10 protein-coding genes and 1 pseudogene are annotated in these 13,302 nt (G+C 60.3%); 4 read left to right on the forward strand and 7 right to left on the reverse strand.

The annotated features are described in order from the left end of the window. Window positions 1–218 precede the first annotated feature (218 nt). Window positions 219–581, forward strand: a complete 363-nt coding sequence (locus LCF59_RS02580; protein ID WP_292285285.1) for a hypothetical protein — start codon at window positions 219–221, stop codon at window positions 579–581. Between the two features lie 24 nt (window positions 582–605). On the opposite strand, the gene LCF59_RS02585 is transcribed toward LCF59_RS02580, so the two are convergent. Further along, window positions 606–1,589 carry a glutathione S-transferase family protein gene (locus LCF59_RS02585; RefSeq protein ID WP_292285286.1) on the reverse strand — a complete coding sequence of 328 codons (984 nt, stop codon included), beginning with the start codon at window positions 1,587–1,589 and terminating at the stop codon, window positions 606–608. Between the two features lie 277 nt (window positions 1,590–1,866). Here LCF59_RS02585 and LCF59_RS02590 point away from each other — a divergent pair, with 277 nt between their 5' ends. Beyond that, window positions 1,867–3,357, forward strand: a complete 1,491-nt coding sequence (locus LCF59_RS02590; RefSeq protein ID WP_292285288.1) for a SulP family inorganic anion transporter — start codon at window positions 1,867–1,869, stop codon at window positions 3,355–3,357. 12 nt (window positions 3,358–3,369) lie between these two features. Then, complete coding sequence (locus tag LCF59_RS02595) at window positions 3,370–4,227, forward strand: universal stress protein (protein WP_292285290.1); 858 nt, start codon at window positions 3,370–3,372, stop codon at window positions 4,225–4,227. A gap of 164 nt (window positions 4,228–4,391) precedes the next feature. Here LCF59_RS02595 and LCF59_RS02600 read toward each other — a convergent pair whose 3' ends face one another. The 5 genes from LCF59_RS02600 to LCF59_RS02620 all read right to left on the reverse strand — a co-directional run bounded on the left by LCF59_RS02600 (window position 4,392) and on the right by LCF59_RS02620 (window position 11,517). Beyond that, window positions 4,392–6,029 carry an ABC transporter ATP-binding protein gene (locus tag LCF59_RS02600; protein WP_292285292.1) on the reverse strand — a complete coding sequence of 546 codons (1,638 nt, stop codon included), beginning with the start codon at window positions 6,027–6,029 and terminating at the stop codon, window positions 4,392–4,394. Next, window positions 6,026–6,841 carry an ABC transporter permease gene (locus LCF59_RS02605; protein WP_292285457.1) on the reverse strand — a complete coding sequence of 272 codons (816 nt, stop codon included), beginning with the start codon at window positions 6,839–6,841 and terminating at the stop codon, window positions 6,026–6,028. Before LCF59_RS02605 ends, LCF59_RS02600 begins: the two co-directional genes overlap by 4 nt. Further along, complete coding sequence (locus tag LCF59_RS02610; RefSeq protein WP_292285294.1) at window positions 6,841–7,797, reverse strand: ABC transporter permease; 957 nt, start codon at window positions 7,795–7,797, stop codon at window positions 6,841–6,843. Before LCF59_RS02610 ends, LCF59_RS02605 begins: the two co-directional genes overlap by 1 nt. A gap of 2 nt (window positions 7,798–7,799) precedes the next feature. Beyond that, on the reverse strand, window positions 7,800–9,389 hold the full coding sequence (locus LCF59_RS02615) for an ABC transporter substrate-binding protein (RefSeq protein ID WP_292285296.1): 1,590 nt from the start codon (window positions 9,387–9,389) through the stop codon (window positions 7,800–7,802). Window positions 9,390–9,519: 130 nt separating this feature from the next. Next, window positions 9,520–11,517 carry a CocE/NonD family hydrolase gene (locus LCF59_RS02620; RefSeq protein WP_292285298.1) on the reverse strand — a complete coding sequence of 666 codons (1,998 nt, stop codon included), beginning with the start codon at window positions 11,515–11,517 and terminating at the stop codon, window positions 9,520–9,522. A gap of 164 nt (window positions 11,518–11,681) precedes the next feature. Here LCF59_RS02620 and LCF59_RS02625 point away from each other — a divergent pair, with 164 nt between their 5' ends. Continuing rightward, window positions 11,682–12,347 carry a DUF2306 domain-containing protein gene (locus tag LCF59_RS02625; protein WP_292285300.1) on the forward strand — a complete coding sequence of 222 codons (666 nt, stop codon included), beginning with the start codon at window positions 11,682–11,684 and terminating at the stop codon, window positions 12,345–12,347. 137 nt (window positions 12,348–12,484) lie between these two features. On the opposite strand, the pseudogene LCF59_RS02630 reads toward LCF59_RS02625, so the two are convergent. Further along, window positions 12,485–13,142: pseudogene (locus LCF59_RS02630) on the reverse strand (DDE-type integrase/transposase/recombinase); the annotation flags it as partial. Between the last annotated feature and the right edge of the window lie 160 nt (window positions 13,143–13,302).

Genomic DNA, 13,302 nt, shown 5'->3' on the forward strand with positions numbered 1-13,302 from the left:
GGCAAATTTTGCACAGCGACGCGCTGACCTGTTGGCCAGACCAAAACAACGGCAGAACACAACCTATACACGACTCCATGTGGAAAACCGCTACATAGTGGCTGGAATCCGCTGATCTTGACGACCTGACAAAAAGGCTTACACAAACGTTAACTTTTTATTATCAACTCCGGGGCGACTCTACCTGATACGTTTTCTCAAGCTTCGGTGTGCGCCCCATGAATGTGCTGATTGTGCAGAATAACACAAAGCTCGGCCAGCTCTGGAAGGATCACTTGCAGCGGCACGGGCATGCGACCGATATCGCGCTCGACCAGGAAACCGCGATATTGCACCTGGCTCGGCAGTATTACCCGATCATCATCCTCGACATCGTACTGTCTGAGGGGAGCGCCATCGCGGTGGCTGATTATGCAAGCTATCGCCACCCCGATGCGCGGGTCATCTTTGTCACCAACACCAGCTTTTTCTCGGACGGATCGATTTTTCAGCTCTGTTCAAACGCCTGCGCCTTCTTGCCGCGCGCCACGCAGCCCGACGACCTTACCGCGATGATCGAACATTACGCGGTGGTGCATTAGGGGCCAGACCACAAGGCCCGGACACTAATCCATCGTTTCACGGCCATGTGGCGCGGTGAAGTCCAGAATCGGGTTGATCGGGATGATCCGATGCGGATTGATGCCGTCATGGCTGTAATGATAATGACGCACAATGTGATCCATGTGCACCGTCTCGCTCACATCTGGCCATTGGTACAGCTCACGCGTGTAGGCCCAAAGGTTCGGGTAATCCACGATCCGCCGCCGGTTGCACTTGAAATGCAGGTGATACACGGAATCGAACCGCACCAGCGTGGTAAAAAGCCGCCAATCTGCCTCGGTGATCCGGTCCCCCATGAGGTAGCGCCGGTTCGAAAGACGATCCTCCAACCAGTCGAGGCTGTCGAAAAGCGGCCCGACGGCGACATCATACGCCTCTTGGCTCGTGGCGAACCCTGATTTGTAGACACCGTTGTTGACGGTGTCATAAATCCGGTCGTTCACCGGCTCGATGTCGTCGCGCAGCTCTTCCGGCCAATAATCATCGGTATTGCCCGTCAGCCCGTCGAACGCCGAATTGAACATGCGGATAATCTCGGAACTTTCATTCGACACGATTGTCTCGCGCTTTTTGTCCCACAGGATCGGCACCGTCACCCGGCCCGAAATCTGCGGATCAGCCTTTAGGTATATGTCGCGTGCAAACGGCAAACCATATAGCGCGTCGCCTGTGGCACCGGGAAAATCTTCATCAAAGGTCCAGCCATCGCCCAACATGTCGGGGTGCACGACGGAAACATCAATCAAATCGTCCAATTGCTTGAGCGCGCGGAACACCAGAGTGCGATGCGCCCAAGGGCAGGCATAGCTGACGTAAAGATGATACCGTCCTGCCTCGGCCGGAAACCCGCCCTCGCCCAAAGGACCGGCACTGCCATCTGCCGTGATCCAGTTGCGAAACTTCGATGTGCTGCGCTTGAACGCGCCGCCGGTGCTATCGGTGTCATACCAGCGGTCCTGCCAGACACCATCTACCAACAATCCCATCTCGTGCTCCCTGTTCCTGTTAAACTCCATTTAGTCTGCCAGGCCGATCCGCGAAACGCCCCCCAGCGCGCAGGAGGGTGCGTCTCAGCGCACATGCAATGGGCCTGTCTTGGCGACCTGCTTGGCTTCTGCACCTCGGCACGCTATGAGACGGCAGAAATTCGAGGGGGTGCGGCCACAGGCCGGTCGTGACGGTCGGCCCCCACAAGGCGACCACCTTTCACCCATATCACAAAGACCGCGGCTTGCGCACGCGGCTTATAGGCAAGACGTATTCATGATCTCTGTTGCACAATACCGACGCCAATGGACCCAGAACATCAGGGGCGACCTGCTCTCCGGCCTCGTCGTGGCCTTGGCCCTGATTCCCGAAGCCATCGCATTTTCGATCATCGCCGGCGTTGATCCGAAGGTCGGGCTCTATGCCTCGTTCTCCATCGCGGTCATCATCGCGATCACAGGGGGGCGCCCGGGGATGATCTCCGCGGCCACGGCCGCGACTGCGGTACTGATGGTCACGCTGGTCAAGGACCACGGTTTGGAATACTTGCTGGCAACCACCGTTCTGGCGGGACTCTTGCAGATCGGCGCGGGGTTCCTGCGGCTCGGCTATGTGATGCGGTTTGTCTCGAAATCGGTGATGACCGGGTTCGTCAACGCGCTCGCCATCCTGATTTTCATGGCGCAACTGCCCGAACTTGATCCGTCAAAGGTGCCGCCGCTCACCTATGCCCTCGTCGCGGGCGGGCTGGCGATCATCTACCTGTTTCCCCGGATCACCACTGCGATCCCCTCGCCACTTGTCACGATTTTGGTGCTGACAGCGCTGACCGTCGCCATGGGTTGGGATGTGCGCACGGTGGGCGACATGGGCGATTTGCCCGACACGCTGCCTGTGTTCCTGATCCCGGACATCCCGCTGACCTTCGAGACGCTCCAGATCATTTTCCCCTACGCGGTCGCCGTTGCCGTTGTCGGCCTGCTCGAAAGTCTGATGACCCAGCAGATCGTTGATGACCTTACCGACACATCATCCGACCGCAATCAGGAATGCATCGGCCAGGGCATTGCCAATACCGCCACCGGCTTCATCGGCGGCATGGCGGGCTGTGCGATGATCGGCCAGTCGATCATCAACGTGAAATCCGGCGGCCGCGGACGGCTGTCAAGCTTTGCCGCGGGTGTCTACTTGCTGATCATGGTGGTGGTCATCGGCGATATCGTCGCGATGGTGCCCATGGCGGCGCTCGTCGCGATCATGATCATGGTGTCGATCGGCACGTTCTCGTGGTCGTCGATCAAGAACCTGCGTGAACATCCACGCTCTTCCTCGATCGTGATGTTCGCCACCGTGTTCTTCGTGGTCTACACGCATAACCTCGCTATCGGGGTGCTCGTGGGCGTGCTGCTGTCGGGTATCTTCTTTGCCTGGAAAATCTCGCAACTGTTCCGCGTCCGGACCGAGATGACACCATCGGGCAGCCACCGCACCTACTACATCGAAGGCCAGCTTTTCTTCGCTTCCTCGGACGACTTCATGACAGCCTTCGACTTCAAGGAGGCGCCAGAGAAAGTAACCATCGACCTCAGCCGCGCCCACATCTGGGACATTTCCTCGGTTGCCGCATTGGACATGGCTGTGCTCAAGTTCCGCCGCGAAGGGGCAGAGGTCGAACTGATTGGGCTGAACGAAGCGTCCGAAACCATCGTCGACCGTCTTGCCATCCATGACAAGCCGGGCGCGATGGATGAACTTCTTGGCCACTAGAAAGGGCAGACCATGACAACCAATACACTTATCGCCCTCGTCGATGGCTCGGCGTATTCCGAAAGCGTCTGCCACCACGCCGCATGGATCGCCGCACGCAATGACTGGACGGTCAAGATCTACCACGTCATGGGCCGACGCGACGCCGTCGACCAGCAGGACCTGTCCGGAGCGATCCGCCTCGGCGCCCGCAGCGCGCTGCTTGAAAAGCTTTCCAATCTGGATGCCGCGCGCGCCAAGCTGGCACATGAACACGGGCGGGCGATCCTCGAAGACGCCACATCCCTGATCCAGAAGGATGGCGACATTCCAGTTCAAACGCGCTTGCGCCAGGGTGATCTGGTCGAAACGATTACCGCCAAGGAAGACACCGCCGACATGATCGTGATCGGCAAACGCGGCGAGGCGGCGGGCCACGCGATGGACCACCTGGGCTCCAACCTCGAACGCATCCTGCGCGCCAGCCATAAACCGGTGCTCATCGCCAACCGCGCCTTCACACAGATCGAAACGGTACTCGTCGCCTTCGACGGCGGCCCGTCCGCACTCAAGGCGGTGGACTACATCGCCCGCAGCCCGCTCTTTTCCGGGCTCAAGGTGTCCCTTGTCTATGCCGGCAAGGACACACCGGAGATGCGCAAATCCCTGGACAACGCCGCCGCCACTCTCAAAGCAGGCGGGTTCGACCCCAACACGATCCTCGAGACTGGAGAGCCGGAGAAGGTCCTGGCACGCATTACCGCCAACGAGACCCACGAATTGCTGGTCATGGGGGCCTATGGCCACAGCCGCGTCCGCTCCCTGCTCATCGGCTCAACCACGACCGAGATGATCCGCTCCTGCAAGGTGCCCGTGCTGATCATGCGCTAGGGGTGTCGAAGTCAATTCCACTCACGCGGCCTGCCCTCATCTCTTGACACAAGGCATCCAAGAACGCGTTAAACCACGACCAACTTTTGCGCGACACCCCCTGGTTTTCCGGGGGAGGCAGTGTCGCCCTCCCCACACGGACTTGCGAAGCACGCGGCAGACGGTCAGTTCCCGGCACTCTCCATCTTGCGGTGCGCAATCACCTCTTCGAGCCAGCCGAGCTTCATCTCCGGCACGGAGCTGAGCAGAAGATCGGTGTAGTCGTCGAACGGCGGGCTGAGCACATCCGATTTCGTCCCGTAGCGCACGACCTCGCCACGGTACATCACCGCGACACTGTCGGCGATGGCCTTCACCGTCGCAAGGTCATGGGTGATGAAGAGAAACGCGACATCCTCAATTTTCTGCAGATCCAGCAAGAGCTTGAGAATACCGTCCGCCACGAGCGGATCGAGCGCGCTCGTTACCTCGTCGCAGATGATCATCTTCGGCTTGGCGGCCAGGGCGCGCGCAATGCACACACGTTGTTTCTGACCACCCGAAAGCTCGGCGGGGTAACGGTCCTGGAACCCCTCGCCCAGTTCGATCTGATCGAGAAGGTCTTGAATGCGCTTTTGCTTTTCCTTGCCCTTCAGACCGAAATAGAACTCCAGGGGGCGCCCGATGATCGTGCCCACGGTCTGGCGCGGGTTCATCGCCGTGTCGGCCATCTGGTAGATAAGCTGCAATTCGCGCAAATCCTCCTTGGACCGGTTCTTCATCACCGGGTCGAGGTCGCGCCCAGCGAAATGGATCCGCCCCACGCGCTGCGGCAAAAGCCCGGTGATCACCCGCGCAAGGGTCGATTTTCCGGATCCGCTTTCGCCCACGAGAGCCAGGGTCTGGCCCGGATGCAGCTCCACATTCACGTTCTTGAGCACATCAAAATTCGTGCCGCGATAGCGCGCCGTGACATTCTCGATCTTGAGCGCAGGCGACGGCGACGGCTGCTTTTCCTCGTGGTCGATCGAGCGCACGGAGACCAGCGCCTGTGTGTACTCTTCCTGTGGATTGTTGATGATCTGGTCGGTCGTGCCGTATTCCACCATGTCACCCGTCTTTAGCACCATGATGTCATCGCTGACCTGTGCCACCACGGCAAGGTCATGGGTGATATAGAGCGCGGCCACGCCGGTTGCCGCGATGGCCTCCTTGATCGCCATCAACACTTCGATCTGCGTCGTCACATCGAGCGCCGTCGTCGGCTCGTCGAAGACGACAAGGTCCGGCTCGGGACAGAGCGCCAGCGCGGTCATGCAGCGTTGCAGCTGCCCGCCAGAGACCTGATGCGGAAAGCGCCGGCCGATGTGTTCGGGATCCGGCAGACCCAGCTTCTTGAACAGGTACACCGCGCGCTGCTCGGCCTCGTGCCGGGAAAACTTGCCCTGCTTGATGGCCGCTTCGGTGACCTGCTCCATGATCCGCTTGGCCGGGTTGAAGCTCGCCGCCGCCGACTGGCTCACATAGGTCACTTCCCCGCCGCGCAACCGGCGCAGATCGCCCAGGCTGCTTTGCATTATGTCGCGCCCGTTGACCCAGACCTCGCCGCCGGTAATCCTGACGCCGCCGCGGCCATAGGCCATCGTCGCCAGGCCGATCGTGGACTTGCCCGCACCGCTCTCGCCGATAAGCCCGAGCACCCTGCCCTTTTCCAGGTCGAACGAAACCCCGTGGACGATCTCGATGTCATGCGGCTTCTCGCCGGGCGGGTAGACGGTCGCCCCGATCCTGAGATCGCGGACTTTCACAAATGGATCACTCATCCGCGGCCTCCTTTCAGGCTTGTGGTCCGGTTGAGGATCCAGTCAGCAACGAGATTGACACTGATCGCCAGCGTGGCGATGGCCACCGCCGGATAAAGCGCCGCGCCGATCCCGTAGACAATGCCGTCCTTGTTTTCCTTCACGATCCCACCCCAGTCGGCCAAGGGCGGCTGCACGCCCAGCCCCAGGAACGACAATGTCGAGATGAACAGCACCGCAAAGATGAACCGAAGTCCCATTTCCGCAACAAGCGGGCTGAGTGCGTTGGGCAGGATCTCGCGGAAGATGACCCATCCGCGTCCCTCCCCCCGAAGCGTCGCCGCTTCGACAAATTCCATCGCGTTGATGTCGACGGCCACCGCCCTGGCTAGGCGGAAGACCCGTGTGCTGTCCAAAACCCCCATGACCACGATGAGGATCGGCACGGTCACTGGCATGACGGACAGGATCACCAGTGCGAGGATAAGCGAAGGGATAGACATGACGAGGTCAACCGACCGGCTCAGCAGCTGGTCGGCCCAGCCGCCCAGAACCGCCGCCAGGAAGCCCAGAACGGAGCCCATGGTGAAAGACAGGATGGTCGCCGCCGTGGCGATATAGATCGTGGTCTGCCCGCCGTAGATCATCCGGGTGAGCAGGTCGCGCCCGATATTGTCGGTGCCGAGCCAATGGGCCGCGCTCGACGGCTCCCAGACATCGCCCACGACTTCTGCCATGCCATAGGGCGCAAGCCACGGCGCAAAGATCGCCATCGCGAAATAAAGACAGACGAAGAACAGCCCGATCATGGCTGAAAGAGGCATGTTCTTGATCATTTCGGGTGCCTCAGTTTCGGGTTCGACAGGATCGAAACGACATCGGCGATCATATTGAGTGTGATATAGACCGCCGCAAAGATCAGGCCGCAGGCTTGCACCACGGGCAGGTCGCGTTTCGAGACGTGATCGACGAGATACTGGCCCATGCCCGGATAGGTAAAGACCACCTCGACGACAACGACACCCACAACGAGATAGGCGAGGTTCAGCATAACGACATTCACGACCGGCGAGATGGAATTGGGAAACGCGTGCTTCCAGATAATGTTGAATTTCGTCAGCCCCTTGAGATCCGCCGTCTCGATATAGGGCGACTGCATCACGTTGAGGATCGCCGCGCGTGTCATCCGCATCATGTGCGCCAGAACAACGAGAGTGAGCACAGCAACCGGAAGCGCAATTGAGTGGAGCTTTTGCCCGAGGTTCATGCCGTCATGGATCATCGACACGGTCGGCGCCCAGCCAAGCTTCACCCCGACAAAATACATAAGCACGTAACCGATGAGAAATTCCGGAATGGAGATCGTCGAAAGCGTGACCCCTGAAATCAGTTTGTCGGGCCAGCGGTCGCGGTAGCGCACGGCAAGAAGCCCCAGCAGAATCGCCAGTGGAACGGCGATCACGGCCGCCCAGAACGCCAGGAAAAGCGTGTTCTCGAGACGGCTGCCGATGCTTTCGGCGATATCCTTGCCGTTGGTCAGCGCGGTGCCCAGATCGCCGGTCAAGACGCCGCCGAGCCATTCGAAATAACGGGTGAGCGGTGGATCGTTCACGCCCAGCTCATCGCGCAGATTGGCGAGCGCCTCCGGCGTGGCAGACTGGCCGAGAATGGCTTGCGCCACATCTCCGGGCAGAATGAGCGTGCCCCAGAAGATGAGGATCGACACGAGAAAGAGCAAAAGGAGGCCCAACGCGATGCGTTGGACCACCAGTCTCAGTGCAGGACCCATGATTATGCGGTGACCCACATTTCGATCGGCGCGTAGAAGTTCATCAACTCGAAGCCCGGGGTGCCTTCGCGGAATCCGGCGACCTCGTCGCTCATTCCGTCGATGAAGTCGTTGAACATCGGGCAGATGAGGCCACCTTCGTCGCGCACCATCGACCCCATGTCGGCATACATCTGGGTTCGCTTGGCCTCGTCCAGCTCTGCGCGTGCCGCCAAGAGAAGCTGGTCGAATTGCTCGTTCTTGAAGCGGGTGTCGTTCCAGTCCGCCGTGCTCAGATAGGCGGTGGTGAACATCTGATCCTGCGTCGGGCGGCCGCCCCAGTAGCTGGTGCAGAAGGGCTGGACGTTCCAGACCTCCGACCAGTAACCGTCGTTCGGCTCTCGCTTGATCTCGACGGGGATGCCGGCCGCTTCACAGGTCTGCTGGAAGAGCGCCGCGGCGTCCGGCGCGCCCGGGAAGGCGTTGTCCGAGGTGCGCAGGAGGACAGGGTCCGTCTGGCCCGACTTCTTCCAGTGGAAGGCCGCCTTGTCCGGATCGTAGGCGCGCTGCTCCAGTTCGGTATAAAGCGGATAGGACGCGTTGATCGGCGTATCGTTGCCCACCGTTCCATAACCGGACAGGATCTTTTCGACCATTTCCTCGCGGTTCATCGCGTATTTCAACGCCATCATGACGTCTTGATTGTCGAATGGCGCCGTGTCGACATGAGCGATGAACACATAGTGTCCCGGGCCCGACTTGCTTCTGATCGTGATGTTCGGGGCGCGACCGACCAGACCCGCCGTGCGCGGAGGAACACGGTTGACCATATGCACCTGACCCGATTGCAGCGCGGCGACGCGGGCCGTGTCGTCATTGATGATGATGAGTTCCACGGTCGAGGCATGGCCGATCGCGCTGTCCCAGTGGTTGGGGTTCTTCTCGAACACGAGGCGCACACCCATATCCGCCGAGGCCAGCGTGTAAGGACCGCTGCCAATGCAGGCGGTCGGGTCGTCCTTGCCGCCGTTCGGTTGGATCATCAGGTGATAATCGGACATGAGGTACGGAAGGTCGGCATTGGGAGCGTCCAATTCCAGCACGAATGTCGACGCATCCGGCGCGCTCATGGACTTGATGCCGCGCAAGAGGCCAAGGGCGCCCGATTTTGTGTCTTCGCCAGAGTGGCGTTCAATCGTGGCGAGAACGTCGTCCGCCGTTACTGTCTTGCCGTTCGAGAAGGTGATGTCCGGGCGGATGTTGAAGGTCCAGACCTTGGCATCCGGCGAGGAAGAATAGCTCTCGGCCACTTTGCCATTCAGCCCGCCGTCATCGGCCAGTTCAACCAGGGGCTCGCCCCACATACGCACGATTTGCGACATTGTCGCGTTGGCGGCCAGCGCCGGATCAAGGCTATCGCCCGAACCGCCACCTTGAATACCGACTTTGATTGTCCCGCCCTTTTGCGGGCCTGCCGCGCGAACGGCTCCTGCCAGCATCGTGTTGGCTGCCACCGCGGTTACACCCAACGCTGCCGCGCGGCCGAAGAATTCTCGGCGCGAAATACGGCCCAACGCAGCGTTGACCTTCAAATAGTCGAGTTGATCTTTCATAACTGTCTCCATGTTGATGTTTTTTTCCAGCGTATTGGATGCGCTGTGGAATTTTTCTTGATTATCCAGTCAATAAAAACCCATGCCTTCGGTCAGGGCAAGGTTTTCCTCCCTGATCGGGGATTGGCTCCTACTGATGGTCTCTTGCGATCTTGTCGGCGACGTCCCTTTCATACACCAATATGTCGTTCTCATAGGCCTCGATCCGTGCACTGAGATGGAAATCCTGCGCATCGCTCGACATCTGCGCATATGTCTCGGTGCGCAGGATCAACCCCTCCCGTTCGGTCTCTTGGGTCCAATGCGTCTCTGCCCGCGCCGAAAGCGGATCGTCCGGACGAATCGTCCATCGTTCCCGGCTGACACCACCGCTCACGAGCCCATGCACCAGATCGCGGCGCTTGCCGAAATCATCCTCGATGACGAGCGTCACCTCCCCCGTCGCAAGATCATGCGTCTCGCGGCGGATATTCTCGGGGCTGCGCAGCTCTTCGGTCTGCCAGCCTTCTGCGCCATCGGGCGGCTCGAAGCGCCATTCCTCCGCTGTCGCGGCAGCCCGCTCGGGCAGGTCCAATGCGCCTTGCGTGATCGTCAGTGCGGTTCGTTCGGGTGCGGGCCAGATCAACGGCCAGTAAGCGGTCGAGACCGCGACGGCGATGCGATGCCCCTGCGGCACGCGATAGGCGATCTGGTCCAGCACCACCTCCACGTCATAAAATCGGCCCGGCTCCATCGGCTCGGGGGCCGCGTGGCTGTCGCGATGCGCGAGGTTGAGCACGCCATAAGTGATCCGCGTGCTTTGGCCGTCCGGGTGCACATGATTCAACCGCACAGCGATCTGCCCTTGCTGTGTATCGGCGCTCAGCCTGAGGGTCAGCTTTGGCTGCCCGACGATATCGACGGCACTTTCCAGCGTGTCACCCGTCCACACAGCGGAGTGCAGGTCATCGACGCGCTGATCGCCGCTCAGCTCCGGACCGCGCCCGATGGCATAGTATTCCGAGCCGCCCAGCCCGCAGGTCGCATCGCTGGCCACCGGCACCGAAATCTCGGTCGCCGCGCCGCCAAGCCGGCCTCCCGCACCCAGCGCCAGACTGCGCATCGCGCCGCCGGTTTGCGCGTCGGCGATCCAGATGCCCTCCTTTGGTTGATTGATCCGCGACGGTGCATGGCCTTCCATCAGGTACATGCGCATCGCCGGATCCTCCTCGACGCCCGTTTCTTCACCTTTGAGCCAGCGGTCCCACCAGCGCTTGGCCTCCTGCAGGAAACCGATCCTTGGCTCTGGCACCGCGATATGCGGGTAAAGGTGCACCCAGGGGCCGAGAATGCCTTTGGCACCCTCGATATTGTCGACCAGCGCCGGAACGGTGTTCTTGTAGCCATCGGCCCAGCCGCTCAGGGCCAGAACCTTCGCTTCAATCGCGCGATAGTCTTCGCAGATCGAGCCATGTTCCCAATAGGCGTCCCGCTTCTGGTGACGCAGCCACGTGGAAATGAGAAACGGCTCGTGTTCCAGCCGTGTCATCCAGAGGTCGCGCCAATCGTCTCTCAACGCAGGGTCTGGCGGCCGCGAGGAATAGGCCCACATAGTCGAGGACCAAGCGAGATTTTCATTCAGCAGGCACCCGCCCTTGTAATGAATGTCATCGGCAAAACGATCGACCGTAGAGCAGAGCGTGATGATCGCCTTGAGCGGCTCGGGGGCCATCGCTGCAACCTGGAGGCCGTTGAACCCGCCCCAGCTGATCCCCTGCATGCCGACATTGCCGGTGCACCAGGGCTGGCTTGCGGCCCAGTTGATGATCTCGACAGCATCGTCCAGTTCCTGCTGGGTGTATTCGTCCTCCATCAGCCCATGACTGTCACCGTTGCCGCGCATGTCCACGCGCAACACCGCATAGCCCCGCGCGGCCATCCACGGATGGCTGATCTCGTCACGGGCCGTAGTCCCGTCGCGTTTGCGGTACGGCAGGTGCTCGACAATGGCCGGAACAGGACGCGCCTCGGCATCCGCAGGGATCCAGGCGCGGATCGAAAGGCGGCAGCCGTCGGACATGTCCAGCCCGAGATCGGCGATGTCCCTTACTTCGCGCAGGTGGCCCTCAAGATCAGAATTTTTTCGCATGGCATAATGTTCAGGGGCTGGCGCCCCAGTGTCAACAGGACAATTGGCCAAAGCGGATCACCACAGCAACCGCCCCCGCACGAGACTTATGGCCTGGTCCAGACCCTTCTGTATCTCCACTTGCCATGTTGAGCCGATAACCGGTTACGCGCTATCAGGGCGTCATGCGGCGTTACCTTCCGACTTTGCTTCTTTTGCTGTTGGCCCTGAACACGGGTTGGTTCGTTGTCTATTCTGGCGATCTTGGCCTGCGCGGCCTGATGTCCCAAGCCCCTGGCGAGATTTCGCGTGTCTTTCAGGACGATACCATCCTGGCCAATGCCGGAATCGCATTGCATATGATGGCGGGCGCCGTAGTGACCTTTGGCGCCCCGCTTCAGGCCTTGCCGATTGTCCGTCGCCGCTGGCCAGGGCTACACCGGCGATTCGGTTATGTTCTTTTCGTGCTGGCCGTTGCGACAGGGCTTGGCGGGCTCGTTTATATCACGCTGAACGGCACCATTGGCGGCTGGTGGATGAGCCTGTGGTTCGCCATTTACGGGGCCGCCATGATCTGGACGGCGATCAACACAATCTATTACGCCTTGGCCAAGGACATGCGTCGTCATTTCGCCTGGGCCGTGCGCTTGGTCGTGCTGGCGGTCGGATCATGGATTTATCGCATGCATTACGCAATTTGGTACGCGACAACCGGCGGTATTGCCTCGAACAAGGCGTTCACCGGGGTGTTCGACCAGATCCAGGTCGTCGCGTTTTTCGTGCCCTATTTGCTGATCGCCGAGATCGTACTGCGATGGCAGTCCGCACGGCGACGCCCCTCATCAGCGTGATGCCCTGTTCGCGCGGTCCCGAGCGGGAGCCGAACGGTAACGGCGTCACCTCGGGAATGGCTGGCTCTCCATGGAGGTGGTTCGCGGTGCCTGAACGGTTGCCGGTCTTTTCTCAAGTGGTTTTCCGCCTTTGTTGCGCCGCGACCGCTTCGGGTATTGGACACGCTGGCATGGGCCCGCAGGTAGACTTCCGCGTGTTTGATGCTCCGCCAGAGGCGCTCAATGAAGACCTTGTCGCGCCCAGCGTCTTTTCCGTCCATGCGGTTCCTGATCTCACGAGCGGCCAACACCTTGATGACGTCGGTCGAGGTGAACTGTCCTGATCCGTATTGAAGACCTCGGGCCTGCGGTGGTTTGGCAGCGCTTCCTCCATCGCTTCTATGCAAAAGTCAGCCTCCAGCGTGATCGATACCCGCCATCCCAGGACCCGCCGTTTGAACCAGTCCAACACGGCGGCAAGATAGGTAAACCCGCGTGCCATAAGATGCAGGTGATACCCGTCGCCCCTCCCCGCCTTGTCGAACGCAGCAGACAAAAAATCGCTCTCCAGCGTCAGAATTCCGAGCTTTGCTTGCAAGGTCTTCACGTCGACCACCGGTTCCGGCTCGCCCTTCGCAGCTTCGCCTGCCACTGCTTGATCTGGTTCTGTTGAACGTCAAAATCCTGCGCCAGTTCGATCAGCGTGCTCTCGCCCTTGATCACGGTTACCGCTACTTTCGTCTGAAATGCCGGGCTGTGATGCCGGCGTGGTCGTCTTACCAGAGACTTCTCCTCGCTGGCAGCATGATGCCCCAGTTGTGCGGAAAATCCACCTATCCCGGCTTTGCAGATTTCCGGAGCCACCTCTCAAGAACGACCAATTTGCCAACCGAGTGGAACCAGGCGCACGATACTCAAATCCAACGCGAATACGGACTGCATGAAAAGACTCGGCAATTTGGGTCCGGCTTGCATC

The sequence above is a fragment of the Marivita sp. genome (assembly GCF_020055675.1).
GTDB lineage: Bacteria > Pseudomonadota > Alphaproteobacteria > Rhodobacterales > Rhodobacteraceae > Marivita.

Excerpts from the sequence above, each read along its gene's own strand:
- LCF59_RS02580 (WP_292285285.1), top strand. The coding sequence starts at position 219 with ATGAATGTGCTGATTGTGCAGAATAACACAAAGCTCGGCCAGCTCTGG.
- LCF59_RS02585 (WP_292285286.1), bottom strand. The coding sequence starts at position 1,589 with ATGGGATTGTTGGTAGATGGTGTCTGGCAGGACCGCTGGTATGACACC.
- LCF59_RS02590 (WP_292285288.1), top strand. The coding sequence starts at position 1,867 with ATGATCTCTGTTGCACAATACCGACGCCAATGGACCCAGAACATCAGG.
- LCF59_RS02595 (WP_292285290.1), top strand. The coding sequence starts at position 3,370 with ATGACAACCAATACACTTATCGCCCTCGTCGATGGCTCGGCGTATTCC.
- LCF59_RS02600 (WP_292285292.1), bottom strand. The coding sequence starts at position 6,029 with ATGAGTGATCCATTTGTGAAAGTCCGCGATCTCAGGATCGGGGCGACC.
- LCF59_RS02610 (WP_292285294.1), bottom strand. The coding sequence starts at position 7,797 with ATGGGTCCTGCACTGAGACTGGTGGTCCAACGCATCGCGTTGGGCCTC.
- LCF59_RS02615 (WP_292285296.1), bottom strand. The coding sequence starts at position 9,389 with ATGAAAGATCAACTCGACTATTTGAAGGTCAACGCTGCGTTGGGCCGT.
- LCF59_RS02620 (WP_292285298.1), bottom strand. The coding sequence starts at position 11,517 with ATGCGAAAAAATTCTGATCTTGAGGGCCACCTGCGCGAAGTAAGGGAC.
- LCF59_RS02625 (WP_292285300.1), top strand. The coding sequence starts at position 11,682 with ATGCGGCGTTACCTTCCGACTTTGCTTCTTTTGCTGTTGGCCCTGAAC.